The organism is Kaistella soli (genome assembly GCF_019038595.1).
Lineage (GTDB): Bacteria > Bacteroidota > Bacteroidia > Flavobacteriales > Weeksellaceae > Kaistella > Kaistella soli.
On record NZ_JAHOPF010000004.1, the window covers coordinates 67747 to 87004 of the forward strand.

A 19258-nucleotide genomic window follows, 5' to 3' on the forward strand; every position below is an offset into this window, starting at 1 on the left:
CATGTCCTCCGTGAAAACCCACGTGCCTCTGTGGTTAAGATAGTTTGAAGTCCTAACTTTTTTGATCTCGATTTGCTCTATGAAAACCTTTGTGCCTTTGTGGTTAAGACAGATGAACCATTAAGAAATGAAGACCATTAAAATTCTTCTAATTGAAAATTTAAACATAAACCTCATAATTATTAACCACAGAGTGCACGGAAATTTTCACAGAAAGTACTGAGATTTTGTAGAGCATCATCTTCACTTTTAATCTTAGCGTCCACCTTTTTTGTTCTTTTGAATATCTTAAATAAATGAAACTTTTGTGACTTTGTGGTTAAAAGAACTCATTTACCACAACAACTTTACTCCAGAGAGCTTTTACACTTCTGCAGTTAAGAAAATAAATACCGGTGACGTCCGGCAGCGATCGGAATGGGGATTAAAAAAATCCGGAAAAGAAAACTCTTCCGGATCGTTTTTAAAACCGTGATTAATCAGTACTGAAAAATCTGCAGCTTTATTTTAATTCTTAATCACTTTCACACTCGTGCTTTCCTGATCAGAATTTATTTTGATCATATAAACTCCTTTATCAAATGCACTGAGGTCAATGGTTGAATTTTTAACCGTCTTATCCAGTTTAAAACTTTTAATCAGCTGTCCGGTTGCGGAATAAACCTGTGCGGTATTCAGTTTCGTCGCGGTGTTATTCTGGATGGTCAGCATTCCGGAGGTAGGATTCGGGAATACCTGCACTCCGTTATTCATCCCTGCCTGATCTAAGGCAAGAATCGGAGCGGTACAGTTATACACATAAATCTCATCCAGATACCAGCCTTCTATCCCGTTGCAGCCATCGGTTCCCATTTCAAATCTGAATTTAATATTCGATCCGGACACGGCACCGATTTTCGATAAGTCGATGACGCTCTGTCCCCAGGATCCGCCAAGCGAACCGCCATCAGTCCCTGTAAACGCTGCCTGACCTTTCAGAGGATTGTCGTTGCTGGCCGTTCCGTCCAGAGTGGAATTGTACCCATTCTGAGTGAATGCGGTTTTCGGAATTAAGGTCCACGCACCGCCGTTAAGGCTGTACTTGATGTTTCCGCCATCCCATTTGGCTTCGGTCGCTACATAATGATTGAATGCCATCTCGTAGATCCCGGCGGTAAAATTTGGGAAAGTAATGAGCGGACTTTCTAAGCGCAAGATACCGTTCTGCATACTGGTGGAGCAGTTTCCGTTGATGGGGTCTGCACCGAAAATGGCTTTCCCGGTTCTTCCTTTGGGAAGGCTGCTTTTAACCGTCCAGTTTCTGTTCTCCCAGGACGCCGGGTTCGTCGGCACGTTGTTGATGGTCCAGTTTCCGGTTCCGTTTTCCCAGGTTTCAGTGAACAGTGCTCCTGTAGCAGCACTTGCGCAAAGGGCCGGAGTGGGTTTTAAAAGCGGAGTATAATTACACTGTGTCGGTGGAGTTCTTAGCTGTACGGACAGAATTGCATTTTTAAGATTCTGGAGATCTCCGGCAGCCCAGGACTGTCCGCTGAGCCCGGCAGGAACTGTCGTGGTAGACAGCCCCGGTAAATTAACGCCGATCAGATCGTTGGCTGAAGCTTCTAAAGCGTCTGCGAAAATAGCAAAATCACTGGTGGGAGTCAGATAGTTTTTCTGAGCCCTCCACCACAGATGCGCTGCCTTTACAAAGCCCACCCCTGTAATGGTATAGCCGTTAAAGGTTCCGCCGTCTACCAGCAAAGCGTAGAGGTGATTCGTCACCCCGGAATTGGTATGCACACCGCCCGAATCCGCTGTTCCGCAAAAATAGTACGTTGTGTCTGAGACTTTATCCGGATTGCTGTTACAGCGCGGGTTCCACATGTCGCGGATCGGAGCTCCGAAAGCAGTGGCCTTCTCACCCATCTTCCATCTCTGGCTGCCCGAACATGAAGTAGTAGTCCTTACAGAAACCACTTCGTTTTCATCCATATAGTTATTAAAGAGATCAATGGTTTCTCCCCACACATCGGAATAGGATTCATTTAAGGCACCCGCCTGATACTGATAGATCAGCCCGCTGGTATATTCGGTATAGGCATGTCCCCATTCGTGAGCCACCACGTCATCTGCTGCGGTACCGGTACAGTAGTTGGCGGTAACGCCGTTCCAGTTGGCATTCGGGCAGTTGATACTCGGGTTGTTGTTAATGGTAACCATCGATGCATCTGCGCTGTTATAGGAAACATAATTAAATGCATTCTTGAAGAAATTATAGACGTGCTCAGCGGTGACGATTTCACTCTGCTGCCACTGATCCAGTGCTCCGGGAAGAGCATCCCCTTCTTTCCATTTTAAACTGGAAGCGTTGGTATTCACTTCATAAAGTTTCCGGTCGATAGGATGGATTCCGGTAAACTGCTCTACCAGTTCTCCGGTATGGGCATCGATAAACAGAAATTCCCGCACATCGTTTTTGTTGGTCACTTCCACTTCATACGCCAGGTAAGGGATCACCTGTCCTCCCTGTACCAGATTTTTCGGGAAAATCAAAAGATTGTTCCTGCCGGTCTGTAACGGGCTTCCCGAGCGGTTAAGGTTCTGCTGATTCACTAAATTTTTAGCGGCAGCTTCTGCTTCAGAGTAAGAAATGGAAGCTTTGGTATTTACTTTAATATCCGAAACGGTATTTCCGTTCAGCGAAGCCAGCTGGCCTTTCGAATTAAAATGGAATTTAAGCAGACCGTCATAAACGGGCAGGCCTTCAAAAGTCTGGCGGTAAATAACATTTTTCAGTCCGTAATTGTCGGTGCTTTCTTCTGCAAAAACCATGTCTTTTGCAGATTTCAGATTGAAAACACTGATATTGGCCGTCAGAAACTCCTGTACTTTTGATCTGGCATCTGCTGCTTTCAGTTCCAGGCCTTCTGCGTTTGCGAATCTTATAAAGTTCGGGTTCGCAGTGCTTTTGCTGATACTCACCACGGCACCGCCCTGCTGTTTAAGCTTTGTCATTTCCTTAGAATCCTGCGCAAAACCACAGACATAGGACAGAGCTAAAACGAAAAATAGTGTTCTTTTCATAAAATATAATGATTTTTAGCAAATATAATGCATTGTAGCAAAACTGAAAGATTTAATTTAAAAAAATAACATAAACCTTGGTTTTATGATAAATTTTTACGGGTATTAATACAGAAAACACATCTGACAAATACCACGCAGATAATCTCCTGAGTATTGAATTCACTGAAAAGAATTTATCTATTTTTGCATCTTCTATACAGTTTCCAAAATGAAAATAGGCGATAAAGTTGCTGCCATCGATGATGATTTAAAAGGCGTGATCACTTCTGTGAAAGGCGATACCGTGGTGTTTAAAGATGAACACGGCTTTACGCACCAGTTCGGTAAGAATCAGGTGGTGCTTCAGAATCCGGATATTTATAAGGAAGTCGGCACCGTTCAGAAACTTGAAATTTCTAAGCGTGTGTCTAAAAAACACAACAGAAAGCATTTGGTGCTTGATTTACATTTTGAGCATCTGGTGAAAAACCCGTCGGAGTATGATGCTTTTGAAAGGATTTTTATTCAGAAAGAGAAACTAATGGAAACCATCAGTTTCTGCCGCAAAAACAATCTGAAAAAACTGGAGATCATCCATGGAATCGGCGACGGCGTCTTACAGAAAATGGTGTACGACTACCTGAACGGCCAGACAAATATTGAGTTTGAAGACCATGATTTTTTCTATCATCAGAGGGGAAGCGTGATGGTTACTTTTCTGTGACCCTAAAAAACGCGCTAGGAAAAAATCTGTATAATCTGTGGAAACCTTCCATCTTTCAGCTTCCAGAAAATATAAGCACTACTGACAATCTTATTTTTAACCAGATGGAAGCTGGGAGTTTGAAGCTGGAAGTTTGTACAGATTTTCCCGGAAGCTGTTTCTTGCAGTCCACCTCAACCACAGAGTGCACAGAGTTTTCACGGAGCGCGCGGAGATTTTATGAACTGTCAACGCAGCTTCCTTTTTTATTCTTGTGAATACCTTAAAAAGGCTTTTGTCACTTTAACGGTAAAAACCATTAACAGCAGTTGTCTCTCAGTCTTAATCTTCAGCCTTACTTTGCAGTCCACCTTAACCACAGAGTGCACAGAGGTTTTCACGGAGCGCACGGAGATTATATGAGATGTCATAACGCTCCCTCCTTTATGGTCTTTTTGAGTAGATAAAAAACAAAGAGCTTTTGTGACTTTGTGGTTGGAATACCATTAACAGCAATTATCCTCTCAGTCTTAATCTTCAGCCTTATTATCCTTATTCTCATCCTTAATCTCATCCTCAACCTTATCGTCCGCCTCCACATCATTGGCCTTAAAGAAAGAGAAGCTTACGTTTCCGTATTTTCTGGTATCCAGAAGATTGGGATGCTGCAGTTTGGTTCTGCTCTGATGTTCGAGGATGAAAATGCCGTTGTCTTTTAAAAACCTGTTGTTTAAAACCAGGGAAATCAGTTCGCCGTATTTTTTTTCGTCCGTTTCAAACGGTGGATCGGCAACCACCATTTCATAGGTTTTTCGGTTTCTGTTTTTCTTCAGGTATTCAAATACATCGGCGCGCTGCACGTTAACCTGAAGGCTCATATCGAGTTCGGAAGCGGTGGCATTGATGAACGCTGAATGCTTTGGATTCATTTCCACAGACGTCACATCATTGCATCCGCGGGAAGCGAATTCCAAAGAAATAGATCCGATGCCCGCAAACAGATCGAGTACCGAGCTTGCTCCCATATCGAAGCTGAAACGGTTTTCGATAATGCTGAAAAGGGCTTCTTTCGCAAAATCAGTGGTGGGTCTTACATCAAAGTTTTTCGGAGCAGAAATTCTTTTTGATTTCCATCTTCCGGAGATGATTCTATACATAGTTGGTGGGTTTCCCGATGTTTCGGGAAGTGTTTTTAATGAAGTTTGTTCTTTATCCTGCTAGGACAAAATTCTTCTTCGGAATATTATCGTAAACGATTTTTAGATGCTTTACAAATTTCTTCAGTTCCGAGATGAAAGTTTCGTTTTCAGTGGTTTCTCCGTAGACTAAGAAGTGGGTTTCATTAATTCCGAAACCGATTTTGCTTAAAGTGAACATGATGAAATAAAGAAAATCAACCTCCGAATTCACATCCAGATTATTGTAAAGCACTACTTTCTTCTGATCGAGCGCAAAAAACTCGCACTGATGATGGTAGAGATTGATGTGGATTTCCTTCTGATTTTTCGCAGTAATGGCGTTGAGGAATTTTTCTCCGGAGAAATTAAAATTCGTGGGAAGCTTTTTATTTTTGATCTGCTGATAATCGGCTTTTGGAAAAGTATAATAAAACTGAACCCCAAATTTTTTGTTCACCGAAAGCATCAGTTCTTCGTTTTTCTCATCTACCGGCGCGTTGAAAGCAATAAGGTCATAACCCAAGCTGTGTTCTGAAAAACCTTCAGGCATCAGGGTAAAATGGTTCAACGCTGAAATAACGGCAATCTCTTTAAAGTTTTTCTCCGCCAGAATCTCACCGAGCTTTTCGGAAATAAACTGTTCAGGACTTTCTTCACTGACAAAAAAAGCCTGTTCCTCCAAAACGTTTTTGTTTTTGGAAATCTGGTACTGTAAACCGTCTTTTGTAAAAAGAAGAGAAAGCTTGTGCATAATTTTTTATCGTGAGCAAATTTAATAAAAAAAAAAGGAGTCCGTTTCGGTATTGGAAAATAATGATGAACCGTATGATTCGGATCATCAGTTTAAGCCATAAAAATACTTACTTTTACTTAAAATTATTCAAGATGAAAAACGCGGTATTGGTATTCTTTCTTTTCTTGGGAATCAGCATGTTTTCTCAGTCCACGCAGAAGGTTCAGGTGGTGGAGGCTTCGTGCGGACAGTGTCAGTTTAAAATGAAAGGAAAAAAGGGCTGTGACCTTGCAGTAAGGATCAATGGGAAATCTTATTTTGTCGAAGGAACTAAAATTGATGATCACGGCGATGCCCACTCGAAGGAAGGGTTTTGCAATGCCGTCAGAAAAGCCGAAGTGATGGGAGAAATAAAAGGAGACCGATTTGTTGCGACTTCATTTAAACTGCTGCCCGAAGAAAAAGAGGGGGATAGGAAGTGATTTGCTGGGTGTTGGGTGACGGATGTTTGACGCTCCTTGTTTTTGCTTGCTCAAAAAAAACATAAAGGAAGCCGGTTATGACCTCTCATAAAATCTCCGTGTGCTCCGAAAAAACCGCTGTGTGCGCTGTGGTTAAAATGAAGTATACGAAGGACAAGGCTGAGGATTAAGACTTAAAGTAATTACTGTTAGTGGTTTTACCGCAAAAGTGACAAAAGTGTCATGCTTTTTTAAGCCGTCCAAATGACCCAAAAAAGCAAAAATGAGATGTTCCATATTTTTGCTAAGCGGATACCATATGGAAACAAAAAGTTAATTATTTTTTTTTGCGTCCCTGTTTTAAATTCTCAACACCTACGGTTGAGGCATCAAGCATCAAACACATTGCTTTACAGCACTTTCAGTTCGAGATCAATGGTTTTTCCGAAGAACTTTTTGGAAATCTTTTCGAAATTTTTGGTTAAATCTGAAAGATAAAACCGGTACTGAGGTTTTGGATTTTTCTCGTTGAGCAGATGATGCTTTTCCAGAATGATTTTCAGCTGGTTGGCTACGATATTCGGTGAATCAATCACGCGGACACGGTTGCCGTAATACTGCTTAATCTCATCGATGAGCAAAGGATAATGGGTACAGCCTAAAATCAGGGTTTCAATATTCTTTAGTTTGTTGTTGCTCAGATAATTGTAAATAATCGAATGGGTAATCGGATGGTTTTTGAAACCTTCTTCAATCGCAGGAACCAAAAGTGGCGTTGCCAGTTCATCCACTTTGATAAATTTATTGTGTTTGCGGATTGATTTTTTGTACAGTCCGGAATTGACCGTTGCTTTTGTGGCGATCACGCCTACATTCGTGTGAATTTCGTAAGACACTTTTTCCGCCACCGGGTTGATGACGTCGATCACGGGAACTTTCTCCGCCACAAGATCCAGCACTTCTTTCAGCGCGTTCGCAGTAGCCGAATTACAGGCAATCACAATCGCCTTACAGTTTTTCTCCAGCAGAAAACTGGTGATTTTCGTGGAATATCCCACAATCGCTTCCCTGGATTTTTCACCGTAAGGAAGATGTTTGGTATCACCGAAATAGATAAGGTCTTCGTTGGGAAGCAATCTTTTGATTTCCTTGGCCACCGTTAAACCTCCAACTCCTGAATCGAAAATACCGATCGGCTGGTTGGCGGAGAGATGGCTGAAATCCTGCTTTTTCTTTTTCAAGGGGAAAAATTTTTACAAAAATAAGGTTTTTGGATGAATCCTGAATACGTTCTCAGGAGAGTTTAAATAAGGTTCTTGAGAGAAAACAGCTTAATTTTCTACATTTCAGAACTTTCCGCGGAATCGTAAAATTTCGGCATCTGCCAGTGGTATTTTACCGCCAGCGTACGGATGGCTACGATGAGAAGGATGGTGGAAATCTGAACCAGCGTATAAGACAGCCTGCTGTAATTAATAAGAAGTAGGAAAACACTGCCTCCCACAATACAGGCCGTCGCATAAATCTCCGTACGGAAAATCAACGGAATTCTGTTCAGTAAAATATCTCGTATAATTCCCCCGAAACAGCCTGTAATGGTTCCCAAAGTAAGACAGATCAAAGGATGCAGGTCCGCGCTGAGCCCCTTTTGGATCCCGACAATGGTAAAAAGTCCCAGTCCGAAACTGTCAAAGAGAAAAAGGGTAACCTTGAATTTTCTCTCTACCGACTTGAACACCATCGAAACAATACAGGTGATAAAAATTACAGAACACATCACCAGATCACGCATCCAGAAAACTGGAACATCCAGAAGAACATCGCGTACCGTTCCGCCGCCCACCGAAGTAATAAATGCAATAATTAAAACCCCGAAAGGATCAAGGCGTTTCTGCATGGCCGCGAAACTTCCAGACATCGCGAAAGCAACGGTACCAAGCAGTTCTATAAGTAGATTTAAATTTTCGTGAACCATATTGATCAATCAGTAATGAGTAATAGTTAATTAAATTATTTTGGATTTCTCTCAGAAAGTTTCTTTTTGTAACTGGTCATTACTTTTACTATTTCTTCACATTCTTTCTTTAAATTTTCAAGTTCTTTTCCATTGAGGTAATTCAGTTCCTCAATGAGTTCCAACCAAAATTGTGTTTCGTCTGCTTCTTCCACCACAATACACAATTTAGAGAATTTTTCATTTTGAGATCTTGCTGTTCCCATTGCTCTGTAATTGGCAGCAACAGAAGTTGACGACCGGTAAACCTGTTTTCTTATGACTGACAAATCATCGGAATAAGGCAAAACAGAAAGACTTTTTATAATTGAAATACAGAGCTTTTTTGTTCTTTCCCTAAAAATTTGGTTATAGTCAGATTCCATAAAAAAATTATTACAGGTTACTCATTCATATTACTTATTGCTCATTGCTTATTGCTTATTGCTCATCACCCAATATCTACCCTCACCGTGTCCGGAACCAGCAGTTCGTAATCACCGCCGAAAGTGATGATTTCTCTTACAATGCTGCTGCTGATAAACGATTTTCCGGCAGAAGTCAGAAGGAATATCGTTTCAATCTGATTGCCCTGAGTCAGTTCGCGGTTGGTTTGGGCGATTGCTTTTTCAAACTCAAAATCGGCCGGGTTTCTCAGGCCGCGCAGAATAAAATTGACGTTTTTGCTGTGGCAGTAATCAATCGTAAGTCCTTCAAAATGGTCCACTTCAACATTCGGAAACTTTTCAAAGGTTCTTTTGATGAATTCCACCCTCTGTTCCAGTGAAAACATATATTTTTTCTGTGAATTCTGCCCGATTGCGATAATAATTTTATCGAAAAGCGGCGCAGCTCTTTCCACAATATCATAATGTCCAAGGGTAATCGGATCAAAAGATCCCGGAAATACAGCGACTCTCATAGTTTAGTTTTTGTTCTCACAGTCAGCGGTTTGCTTACTGTATTTTATTTTTTTCAGTCCATAGAAAGGACCGGATTGGAAAAATTACTTCTTCAGCGCTTTTTCTACCTCATTCCCGCATAAATCCTGGATAGAAATTCCGTAGATTTTTGCCTGTTGAGGCAGGATTGATGCCGGTGAAAACCCGGGATTCGTATTCATTTCCAGCATATAAGGGATACCGTTCATAATGATAAACTCACTTCTGGAAAACCCGCTCATTCCTAAAGAGTCATACGCTTTTTTAGCAATCTCCTCCACTTTTTTACGGGTGCCGTCATCAATTCTCGCCGGTGTTATTTCTTCTGAAGCGCCTTCATATTTGGCTTCATAATCGAAAAACTCTTTGAAAGGTACAATTTCAGTAATTCCCAGAACAATGGTTTCCCCGTTAAAATCTACGACGCCAACAGAAACCTCCATCCCGTCGAGAAAGCTCTCAATCAAAATCTCATCATCTTCGGCAAATGCAAAATCCACCGCCTTAAGGAAATCCGCTTTTTCCTTCACTTTGCTGATCCCTAACGAAGACCCGCTCTGATTGGGTTTCACAAACAAGGGCAGTCCCAGGTCTGCAATAATATCATCTTCATTAAAGGAATCGCCTTTTCGCAGATATACGCTTTTCGCGGAAGGGATTCCGTATTTTGAAAGCACCGCAAGGGTATCTTTTTTATTGAACGTCAAAGCACTCTGATAAAAACCGCATCCGGTATATCGCTGTCCGATGGTGTCCCAATACGCCTGAAGTTCTCCGTTTTCACCCGGTTTGCCGTGGATGATATTGAAACAGACATCAAACTTCACATCAAAACCGCTGTCAAGATTAACGGAAAAATCCGCTTTGTTAATCGGAATATGCTGTCCTCTGTCATCTACAAAATACCATTCATCTTTCAGAATAACCACGTGGTAAACATTGTATAAACCTCGGTCGAGAGAATCGTAAATAAGCTGCCCGCTTTTGAGAGAAACCTTATATTCGTCGGAATAACCGCCCATTACTACGGCTACATTTTTCTTGTTCATACGTTTTAATCTAATCAAGCAAATTTAAACAAAATGTTTAAAATTAGGGTTGAAGCCTGCTAATATTATCCCTTGTGGTAAAAAATTATTTTAACGATAAATATCATGCAGATTTATGGAAAAATGGAAGTCTCCGTGTTTATTTTCCTGTTAAAAATATGTATTTTTGCTGGCTATGAAAAGATGGTATCTCTACCCTTTTTCTCTGGGTTATCACTTGGTTACCGGCATCCGGAACTTAATGTATGACTGGGGAATCTCTAAATCGACCAAACTAAAAACTCCGGTGATCAGCGTCGGAAACCTTTCTGTGGGCGGCAGCGGGAAATCTCCGATGGTGATGTATCTGGCAGAACTTTTATCGAAACATTACAGAACCGGTGTCCTTTCCAGAGGGTATGGCAGACTTACCAAAGGTTACGGCATCACGAATTACGACAGCAATTATAAAACGGTGGGCGACGAGGCGATGCAGCTTTTCGAAAGGTTTAGAAACCGTTTTGTAATCGGCGTTTCTGAAGAAAGAGTTCCCGGTGCAAAAAAAATGATCGGCGATATGGATCTGGACGTTTTGCTGCTGGATGACGCCTATCAGCACAGGGCGATAAAGCCAGGCTTCAACATCCTGATGACCGATTATAACGATCCCTATTTTAAAGATTTTGTGCTTCCTGCAGGCGATCTGAGAGAAAGCAGAAGCGGAGTAAAAAGAGCGCAGATCATCATGGTTTCCAAATGTCCGGATGACATCACCGAGGAAAAGAAACAGTATTATATCTCGAGAATTAAACCTCAGCATAACCAGAAAGTTTTTTTCTCCTGGATTGGTTATGACGAAAACATTTACAGCAAAGACAAATTTCTCCCGGATAACAATTTGAGCTATTACGATATTTTACTGATTACAGGCATCGCAAACCCGAAGCCTTTGATCAGTCATTTAGCCAAATTTTCGCAGCGGGTAAAACATCTTAAATTTAAGGACCATCATAATTTCAGTGAACAGGACATCAAGGATATTGTAGCGGAATACAGAAAACTCGGCGAGTATAAACTGATCCTCACTACTGAGAAAGATTATGTAAGACTGAAAACCTTTGATTACCTCAGGGATCTGGTCTACTACTGGCCCATTAATGTAAATATTGAGAACAGGGAAGAATTTAATCAAATCATATTGGATTATGTTAGAAAAAATTAAAGAAACAGCAGCCTTCATTAAAAACATGATTCAGGAAACCCCTGATTTCGCAATTGTTTTGGGCTCCGGCCTCGGAAAACTGAAAGAGGAAGTACAGGCCATCCATACCCTGGATTTTACTGAAATCCCAAATTTTCCGCAGACCACCGTTGTAGGCCATGGCGGAAAACTCATCTACGGAATACTGGAAGGCAAAAAAGTACTCATGATGAGCGGCAGATTTCATTATTACGAAGGGCACGATATCCAGACTGTTGTATTTCCGTTCCGGGTTTTCCATCTTTTAGGAATTAAAAACCTGATCGTATCCAATGCCTCCGGAGGGGTAAACCCCAACTTCAAAGTTGCCGATATCATGCTGATTAACGACCATATCAACATGATGCCCGAACATCCTCTGCGCGGAAAAAACATCGATGAACTGGGGCCTAGATTCGTGGACATGAGTGAGCCTTACAATAAAAAAATGCTGCAGGTTGCCACAGCGGTAGCAAAAGATTTAAACATCAGAATCCACGAGGGATGCTACGTTGCCCTCCAGGGACCTACTTTTGAAACCCCTGCAGAATACGGGATGATCAAAGCAATCGGCGGTGACGCAGTAGGCATGAGCACTGTTCCTGAAGTGATCGTAGCCAAACATCAGGGAATGGACTGTTTCGGAATCTCGATTATCACCGATGTGGGCGGACCTGATATTGCATTTACCGTTTCCCACGAAGAGGTTTTACAGGCTGCAGATAAAGCGATGCCGAACGTCATTAAAATTGTAAAAGGTCTAGTAAAAAATTACAACGCCTAAATCTTTTATTAAAAAAACGCATCTCCCGGATGCGTTTTTTTCTTATCGGTTTTCGGCTTTCACGCTGAAAATCTTCAACCCTTCTTATTTCACTTTCACATAGATGTGACGGATATTGTTAACACCCGTTACGCGTTCATCGATTTCAATTTTACCGATGCTTTTAATTAAAGGCAGAAGTTTTGAAAAACCGAAATTTCGGGGGTCAAAATCCGGTTTCTTTTTAATGATAAAACTTCCAAGATTCCCAAGGAAAGTCCAGCCGTCTTCATCGCCCAGATCATTAATGCTCTGAGTGATAAGTTTAATAGTACGTGCGTCCACTTTGCTGATGGGTTCTGCTTTGTTTTTCTTTTTAACAGGCCTTTTCGCTAAAGTACTTTCCGGCTCTTCTGTACTGTCAGCTTCTTCAGTATTGTTGAGAATTTCCAGATAAATAAATTTATCACACGCAGAAATAAAAGGTTTCGGGGTTTTCTTTTCGCCAAATCCAATCACGTTCATGCCGGCTTCCCGAAGTCTTGTGGCTAATCTTGTAAAATCGCTGTCACTTGAAACGATGCAGAATCCATTCACTTTCTCGGAATACAGAATATCCATCGCATCAATGATTAAAGCGCTGTCGCTGGAGTTTTTTCCTGTGGTATAACTGTATTGCTGAATGGGCGTGATGGCGTTTTCGAGCAAAACATTTTTCCAGCCCGAAGCATTGGGTTTGGTCCAGTCTGCATAAATCCTTTTGATGGTGGGAGTTCCATTTCTGGAAATTTCCTCCAGCATTTCTTTTACGTTTTTATAAGGAACATTGTCCGCATCAATCAAGACTGCTAATTTATCGTCTGCCATATTTGTTTAAAAAATTATTCTTAAGTAAAGTCAAATTTACAGCAATTATTTTTAGAAAAAGTGGAAAATAACATCAGGGAGACAGAAATCGTTTGGGCTTTTAAAACATAAATTCTATTTCAATGATGTACAAGTTAATTTAATTTTTAATAGAAACATACTGATCTGGTGGAAGCGCTTTCTCTGGAGGAGGCCAATCTGGAGATGACCGAAAAAACGCAGAAGAAACCCGTCGGCGGATCACCGAAGCAACCAAACTTCCCTCTTCTGCCGCTCCTTTCAGGTGCGGGTGCCCACAAGGCGATGCCGAACGTTATTAAAATTGAAAGGTCTGATAAGAGAATACGTCGCCTGAACATTTATTGATAAACAAAAAAAACCGTTTTGAAGAGGATTCAAAACGGTTTTTGTTTAGATATGATTATCAGTTTTTATCAGTTTTTAATAAGTTTTTCCTGAGTTTTGGTGCCGTCTTTACTTTCTGTCTCAATGTAGTAAACACCGGCTTTCAAACGGGTTAAATCAACAGCATCATTTTTAAGCTCCGGAGTCTTCATTAATTTTCCGGTACTGTCAAAAATACTGAGGTTTTTAATTTTTCCTGAATTTTTAAAATAAACCATTCCGGTGGAAGGATTCGGGTAGAACTGTATCCTGCCCGCAAGACTTTCTTCGCCGGTAGCAAGAGCAGCGGTCATATTAAGGGTCGCATAACCTCTGTTCCCTGCACCATGATAAGAAAGGGTAAGCGTATTGTCTCCTTTCGCGTAAAAGATATCCAGCGGTCCTGCAGCATTAGGGATCGGTGTATCTTCAGCACCTCCGTTAAGGCTTCTTGTTGCTACTACCGTTCTTGTGCCCGCCGCAACAACATTTGAAGTCACGGTCCAGTCCTGGCTTGCATCAGCCGACGGCGTTACTCCAACTCCGTTAAAGGTATAATCTCTGCTGGCCGAAGAATTATAAATAAATCCGTCAGCTCCGTCAGCCATCCCTAAATCTCCGCCGCCAATTCCCATAAAAGAATTGCTGGGTCCGGTAAGCGTAAGGGTAACTGTTGTGGGGTTAGTGTCCATCTTCACCGTCATGCCGGTTGCTCCTAAACTCACCGTTCCTGAAGTGAACTGGCCCGAAATGAAAATGCCGGTAAAGACACTTCCTAAAATAAATAATAGTTTTCTTTTCATGTTAGTCGCTTTTAAAAAGGTTAATAATATTTTGCTTTTTGGTTTGTATTGCATATTCAAAAGGGGTAATTCCCGTCTGGTCTGCCAGGTCTTTTTTCGCCCGGTTGTTCAGCAGGATCTTTACAAGTTCTTCATTACCTGTCTTAACAGCCCATATCAGCGGGGTGGTACCGGAAGAATCCGCAATGTTGGGGTCGGCATTTTTCCGGAGCAGATGCTCTACCAGTCCTTTATGGTAGCGGATGCAGAGTCCGGCCAAGGCCGTTCCTTCAGGGCTTTTGTAATTAAGGTCTTTCACCTTTTCGATCAGGAAATCAGCAACCTCTGTATTTCCGCGGTAACAGGCCAGTATCAACGGGGAAAACCCCATAGGACTGACTGAATTGATCACGTCAGGATTTTTCAACATAAGCTGCTGCATCTCCGCCACCGTTCCGGATCTCGCAATGTCAAAAACATCTTTTTCCTGGGCTTTCAGAACGAAAAAACCGGCCATTAAAATCAGTATTAGAAATTTCGTTTTCATTATTTATGCAGTTCAAAATAATAATCTATATTGACATTTTCCGCAATTTTCTTCATGACCATTTTCGGTACAGTCACCTTATAATCTGCAGGCTTCGCAACAAATTTCCCTGAGATATAAATTTTACCGTCCTTGGTATAGATCTGAGCAGCAGAGTTAACCGGATTATTCACTCCATGAAAATTCAGGGTACCGGACACAGTATAAGCGGTTGGGGTTGAGGACAGATTTTCTTTTTTGAAATCTGCTATTTTTCCGGTGAATGTGGTCTTGGGATATTTCGATGTCTCAGCATAGTTTTCATTGAAATGTTCTTCCATCAGTGCGTTCTTAAATTTGAAATTTTTGGTCATTGCGACAGATGCAAAATCTCCGCTGTCCGCGTTCAGAACTGCAGCTGCATTGGAATGTCTGGCATCGATATCCTCGAAGAGCGGTACGTTGGCTTCAAAGTGAACGGTTCCGGTTTTGGTCGTGTATTTCTGGGAAAACAAAAGATTTCCTAAAAACAGAACCATGGTGATCATATAAATCCTTTTCATTTGATTATGGTATTAAATTATTGCTGCAAACCGTCAGCTTTCCATTTCTTTAAAATATCGATGTCGGCCTGAAACAGATTTCCGCCCTGAGGCATTTTCTGGGGATCTCCGGAAGGTCTCTGTACACGGTCTAAGATTTTGTCGATGGCATTTTTCACCAGGGTATAGTCGGTTAAAGGAAAAAATGAGGAGGCTCCGCCCGGCGAATGACAAACTGTACAGTTCCTGTCAATCACCGGCTTTACGTCCTGAGTGAACTTCACGGTTTCAGGAATGATCACTTTCCCGGTAATGTCTTCATAAGTACGGGTATCACAGCCCAGCAGTGCTAAACCTGAAATTAAAATGACTATTTTGATCGGTGTCTTCATATTTATTAATTTTAAAAGACTCTGTACAGGTTAAATCCGAAAAAAAAATGTCCCTTCGCCCAGTCTCCGGTAGCATTGGTGAGATAGCCCGTTTCGGTATTCGGCTGCGAATTGGTGAAAACAAGCTGAAAAATATGTCCGCCGGTGTCGATATCCATACCCACAGAAAGCGGATTTTTATAATAGTTATGATCTTCAAAATTCAGAAAATATTCTGCATTCAGCGAAACCCGTTTCGATATTTTATACCTTCCGCCAATGCCGGCTGAGAAAAGATTTTTATCCTCAATCGCGGACTCAATCAAATTCTTATGCACAAAACTCGGGGTCAGCTGCAGACTGAACTCATCAGAGAATCTCCGCGAAATAAGAATCTGCGAGAGATAGGCAAGCCGGTCTCCAAATCTCAGATTGGGATAACTGTCTTTATCAAGAACCGAATTGATATCCACCACATGGTAACCAACTACGTCAAAAGGGGAGTTTCCCATCTGTTTCAAAATCCTGTATTTTGTTCCAAATTCATAGGTTTTCTGATAGGTATGTCTGGAAGCACTTAATGAAATTCCGTCTGTCAGTCCATAAACTACTCCCAGTTTTGTAGTAGCATGATCCAGCCCGAAGAAACTTTTGAACCCGTCACTCACATCCCCGAAACGGTGAGAAATATCAAGATACCATTCTTTTTTGGCGGGCATTTTTGTCGACTGCCCTGTGACAATCTGAAGCGCTTTGAAACTGGGCTGGTAAATTTCAGAAGACTGGGCCGTATCAATTTCTTTCAGCAGATCTTCCTGTGACCATCCATAAAAACCAATAAAAAAGAAGAGAAAAACAGTAATTTTTGTAATCATATACGGTCTTTTTTAAAAACTGAAATTTGCTTTACCTCACCTCATAATCCACTGATTACAAGACAAACAAGAGAATGAAAAACAAATGTAAGTTTTAAAAAAAACAAAAAAAGTGACTAAAGTCACAACGGAACCATCACTTCAATCCCCAGGCTGTTTTGGCGGATATTCCCTTCATGTTCGAACTTTTTCAGGATTCTGCTTACAACTTCTCTTGCCGTTCCCAGGCTGTTCGCAATATCTTTGTGAGAAACCTTCACCGGATTTTTTCCTGTAATTTCCACCTTTTGATGCAGATAATCCATCACGCGTCTGTCGAGCCTGTGAAAAACCACTTTGTTCAGCATGTCAATCATTTCTGCAAACCGAAGATCATACTCACTATAAAAAAAACGGTTGAGCGCAGGATACAGATTCATCCACCGCAAAACCTTATGAACAGGAATAAGCAGCACCTCTGTAGGATCTTCCGTAACGGCAGAAACCCTGCTGATGCCGTCTCTGAAAGCTGCAGAAAACGTCATGATGCAGCTTTGTTTCGGCCTTACGAAATAATACACCAGTTCGCGGTCCTCATTCATGGCAAATACCTTTACCAGCCCGGTTAATACAACAGGAATAAATTTGACGTTCTGGCCTTCGTACATGAGTTCTGTTTTCGCTTCAAACTGCTGGATGACACAGCAGTCTTTGAACTCCTTTAAAAAATCTGCTCCAAGAAAACGGAACTGATCTTCTATATCTTCGTAGCTGCACATGATCTTTTTTTTATAAAATTATATATTTAAAGCATATGATTTTAACTTTCTCTAATTTTTTTGACAAAATATTTCTGAAAAGCTATTAATAGTCACAGACTTAAGGAAATAAAAGGGACATCTTAACCCTGCGAGAACTTAAATATTTCAAGCTGTATTTTTCAAAGTTAGTGATCGTATTTTTTCAAAATTAAACTCTATTTACAATAGTAAACGAATAATAATGACCGTCATACTGATTAATTCAGGCGACGTCCATCAAAAAAGAAAAGCCGCCTAAGTAACGGGCTGGAAAAACCTTGACAACATATAAAATCCGAACAACAAACCGGTACATTTATTTCGAAACCACAGGAATTTAATATCGATCGATTCCGCCATATTACTAAGGCGGATTCTTTATTTAAGAAAACATCATTTCATTTCAAGTAAGCACAAATCTCATTGTTTTTAGACGGTCAAAACAGTACAAGTTAGACGCATGTGGAGGATGAATTAATAAAAAACTCCATGCTCCATGATAAACTTTGTGCACCCTGCGGTTTAAACAATCTCCCTTGCCAGCAAAATACCTTTGCGTAATTAAAATGTACAGAGGTCATTTTCTTTCCGTGTATTCCTCCTTTCCTGAAGCATTTAATTTTTTATAATTTTGCTCCATGTTACCCAACCGGAAAATCATTCATGTGGATATGGACGCCTTTTACGCTTCCGTGGAGCAGCATGACAATCCGGAACTCCGCGGCAAACCTGTCTGTGTTGGTGGCGGAAAGTATGGCGTGGTAGCCGCCGCAAGTTATGAAGCCAGAAAATTCGGAATCCGGTCTGCAATGCCTGGAAGAACTGCACTGGAAAAATGCCCGCATCTAATCGTTGTGAAACCAAGATTTCAGCGTTACAAAGAAATTTCCCAGCAGATCAGGGAGATCTTTCATGAATATACTGATCTGGTGGAACCGCTTTCTCTGGATGAGGCCTATCTGGATGTGACCGAAAACAAAAAAGGGATGGAGTCGGCTAACGATATCGCAAGAGAAATCCGTCAGCGCATCTTCGAGGTAACCGGACTTACCGCTTCTGCAGGGATTTCAGTGAATAAATTTTTGGCCAAAGTCGCTTCTGACTATAACAAACCTAACGGACAGAAAACCATTCATCCCACCCAGATTCTGGAATTCATGGAGGAATTGCCGATAGAAAAATTCTTCGGCATCGGCAAAGTAACGGCCAACAAGATGCATGAGATGCATATTTTCAAAGGACTTGATCTGAAGAAAAAATCGCTGGAAGAGCTCATCGGGCTTTTCGGAAAATCCGGAAATTATTATTATAATGTGGTCCGTGGCATTCACATGAGCGAGGTGAAAGCACACAGGATACAGAAAAGTGTTGCCGTGGAGGAAACCTTCTGGGATAATCTGCTCGATGAGGATGCCGTTTTCAAACAGCTACAGCTCATCAGCGAAGAACTCGAAGCACGGCTTTCCAAAAAAGAAATCAGGGGAAAATCTTTAACCCTGAAAATCAAATATAAAGATTTCACCCAATACACCCGGAGCAAAACCCAGGAAGTATATTTTGACGGCGCTTTTGATTTTTATGAAACCGCACAGAAACTCTGGGAACTCAGACCTTTTGACAGGCCCGTAAGGTTATTAGGACTTTCCCTTTCCAACCTCAACACCCAGGAAAAAAAGCAGATTTCAGTACAGCTGAAAATACCTTTTGAGGAATACGGATAAAGAAAAAATAAATTTTTAATCCGGTTACGCATTATATGCACTTATTTGTATATTTGCACCTCACTGCCCGGATGGTGAAATTGGTAGACACGCTCGTTTCAGGTGCGGGTGCCCACAAGCTTGCAGGTTCGAGTCCTGTTCCGGGCACAAAAAAGCTCTCTTTTAGAGGGCTTTTTTTTGTGCTCTTAAAAAAAGGGAATTAGGTCTTCACTGAAAAACTCCTCCAGAAAAATCATCAGCACGTTGAAAGCCGATCCCAGCGCGCCTTGCTGCAGACCGTTGAAGGTCAGCCGATGTATGATAAGACCCTTTAACCTATTTTACTT

The 19258-nt window shown here is 41.4% G+C and carries 21 protein-coding genes and 1 tRNA gene; 6 read left to right on the forward strand and 16 right to left on the reverse strand.

Annotation, left to right across the window (positions count from 1 at the left end):
- Window positions 1-507 precede the first annotated feature (507 nt).
- Entirely contained in the window at window positions 508-3063 is a 2556-nt protein-coding gene (locus KSK37_RS08400; protein ID WP_217200830.1) for a M4 family metallopeptidase, read from the reverse strand.
- A gap of 211 nt (window positions 3064-3274) precedes the next feature.
- On the opposite strand from KSK37_RS08400, the gene KSK37_RS08405 reads away from it, so the two are divergent.
- On the forward strand, window positions 3275-3769 hold the full coding sequence (locus KSK37_RS08405; RefSeq protein WP_217200832.1) for a Smr/MutS family protein: 495 nt from the start codon (window positions 3275-3277) through the stop codon (window positions 3767-3769).
- A 509-nt stretch (window positions 3770-4278) separates the two neighbouring features.
- On the opposite strand, the gene KSK37_RS08410 is transcribed toward KSK37_RS08405, so the two are convergent.
- Both KSK37_RS08410 and KSK37_RS08415 read right to left on the reverse strand, forming a co-directional pair.
- A complete protein-coding gene (locus KSK37_RS08410; RefSeq protein WP_217200834.1) occupies window positions 4279-4905 on the reverse strand; it encodes an RsmD family RNA methyltransferase in 627 nt (208 codons plus the stop codon).
- A 52-nt stretch (window positions 4906-4957) separates the two neighbouring features.
- Window positions 4958-5677 (reverse strand): DUF3822 family protein, encoded by a 720-nt coding sequence (locus KSK37_RS08415; RefSeq protein ID WP_088358686.1) that lies wholly within the window; start codon window positions 5675-5677, stop codon window positions 4958-4960.
- A gap of 134 nt (window positions 5678-5811) precedes the next feature.
- Here KSK37_RS08415 and KSK37_RS08420 point away from each other — a divergent pair, with 134 nt between their 5' ends.
- Entirely contained in the window at window positions 5812-6141 is a 330-nt protein-coding gene (locus KSK37_RS08420) for a DUF6370 family protein (protein ID WP_088359420.1), read from the forward strand.
- Between the two features lie 132 nt (window positions 6142-6273).
- Here KSK37_RS08420 and KSK37_RS08425 read toward each other — a convergent pair whose 3' ends face one another.
- From KSK37_RS08425 to KSK37_RS08450, 6 genes are all read right to left on the reverse strand, one after another.
- Window positions 6274-6417 (reverse strand): hypothetical protein, encoded by a 144-nt coding sequence (locus KSK37_RS08425; RefSeq protein ID WP_217200835.1) that lies wholly within the window; start codon window positions 6415-6417, stop codon window positions 6274-6276.
- Between the two features lie 113 nt (window positions 6418-6530).
- On the reverse strand, window positions 6531-7361 hold the full coding sequence (gene murI, locus KSK37_RS08430) for a glutamate racemase (protein WP_217200837.1): 831 nt from the start codon (window positions 7359-7361) through the stop codon (window positions 6531-6533).
- A 98-nt stretch (window positions 7362-7459) separates the two neighbouring features.
- Window positions 7460-8095 (reverse strand): trimeric intracellular cation channel family protein, encoded by a 636-nt coding sequence (locus tag KSK37_RS08435; protein ID WP_088358689.1) that lies wholly within the window; start codon window positions 8093-8095, stop codon window positions 7460-7462.
- A gap of 35 nt (window positions 8096-8130) precedes the next feature.
- Window positions 8131-8499, reverse strand: coding sequence for a four helix bundle protein (locus KSK37_RS08440; RefSeq protein WP_217200839.1), 369 nt, complete (start codon window positions 8497-8499; stop codon window positions 8131-8133).
- Between the two features lie 65 nt (window positions 8500-8564).
- Complete coding sequence (gene coaD, locus KSK37_RS08445) at window positions 8565-9035, reverse strand: pantetheine-phosphate adenylyltransferase (protein WP_088358691.1); 471 nt, start codon at window positions 9033-9035, stop codon at window positions 8565-8567.
- An 84-nt stretch (window positions 9036-9119) separates the two neighbouring features.
- On the reverse strand, window positions 9120-10103 hold the full coding sequence (locus KSK37_RS08450) for a D-alanine--D-alanine ligase (RefSeq protein ID WP_217200840.1): 984 nt from the start codon (window positions 10101-10103) through the stop codon (window positions 9120-9122).
- Between the two features lie 175 nt (window positions 10104-10278).
- Here KSK37_RS08450 and lpxK point away from each other — a divergent pair, with 175 nt between their 5' ends.
- Entirely contained in the window at window positions 10279-11304 is a 1026-nt protein-coding gene (lpxK, locus tag KSK37_RS08455; RefSeq protein WP_217200842.1) for a tetraacyldisaccharide 4'-kinase, read from the forward strand.
- Window positions 11288-12106 (forward strand): purine-nucleoside phosphorylase, encoded by an 819-nt coding sequence (locus KSK37_RS08460; RefSeq protein ID WP_217200844.1) that lies wholly within the window; start codon window positions 11288-11290, stop codon window positions 12104-12106. Before lpxK ends, KSK37_RS08460 begins: the two co-directional genes overlap by 17 nt.
- 84 nt (window positions 12107-12190) lie before the next feature.
- Here the strand turns inward: KSK37_RS08460 and KSK37_RS08465 are convergent, their stop codons facing one another.
- From KSK37_RS08465 to KSK37_RS08495, 7 genes are all read right to left on the reverse strand, one after another.
- The gene (locus KSK37_RS08465) at window positions 12191-12952 is read right to left on the reverse strand and encodes an NYN domain-containing protein (RefSeq protein WP_088358695.1); all 762 of its coding nucleotides are present in this window, start codon (window positions 12950-12952) and stop codon (window positions 12191-12193) included.
- A 434-nt stretch (window positions 12953-13386) separates the two neighbouring features.
- The gene (locus KSK37_RS08470) at window positions 13387-14139 is read right to left on the reverse strand and encodes a T9SS type A sorting domain-containing protein (RefSeq protein ID WP_217200845.1); all 753 of its coding nucleotides are present in this window, start codon (window positions 14137-14139) and stop codon (window positions 13387-13389) included.
- 1 nt (window position 14140) lies between these two features.
- Window positions 14141-14665: an ankyrin repeat domain-containing protein gene (locus KSK37_RS08475; RefSeq protein WP_217200846.1), complete on the reverse strand. Its 525-nt coding sequence runs from the start codon at window positions 14663-14665 to the stop codon at window positions 14141-14143.
- On the reverse strand, window positions 14665-15207 hold the full coding sequence (locus KSK37_RS08480) for a YceI family protein (RefSeq protein ID WP_088358698.1): 543 nt from the start codon (window positions 15205-15207) through the stop codon (window positions 14665-14667). Before KSK37_RS08480 ends, KSK37_RS08475 begins: the two co-directional genes overlap by 1 nt.
- A 17-nt stretch (window positions 15208-15224) precedes the next feature.
- The gene (locus KSK37_RS08485) at window positions 15225-15578 is read right to left on the reverse strand and encodes a c-type cytochrome (RefSeq protein WP_217200847.1); all 354 of its coding nucleotides are present in this window, start codon (window positions 15576-15578) and stop codon (window positions 15225-15227) included.
- Window positions 15579-15589: 11 nt separating this feature from the next.
- Window positions 15590-16432: a DUF5777 family beta-barrel protein gene (locus KSK37_RS08490; RefSeq protein ID WP_217200848.1), complete on the reverse strand. Its 843-nt coding sequence runs from the start codon at window positions 16430-16432 to the stop codon at window positions 15590-15592.
- Window positions 16433-16554: 122 nt separating this feature from the next.
- Window positions 16555-17190, reverse strand: a complete 636-nt coding sequence (locus KSK37_RS08495) for a Crp/Fnr family transcriptional regulator (RefSeq protein ID WP_217200849.1) — start codon at window positions 17188-17190, stop codon at window positions 16555-16557.
- 659 nt (window positions 17191-17849) lie between these two features.
- On the opposite strand from KSK37_RS08495, the gene dinB reads away from it, so the two are divergent.
- Window positions 17850-18932, forward strand: coding sequence for a DNA polymerase IV (gene dinB, locus KSK37_RS08500; protein WP_217200851.1), 1083 nt, complete (start codon window positions 17850-17852; stop codon window positions 18930-18932).
- Window positions 18933-18997: 65 nt separating this feature from the next.
- A tRNA-Leu gene (locus tag KSK37_RS08505) sits at window positions 18998-19079 on the forward strand.
- Window positions 19080-19258 lie beyond the last annotated feature (179 nt).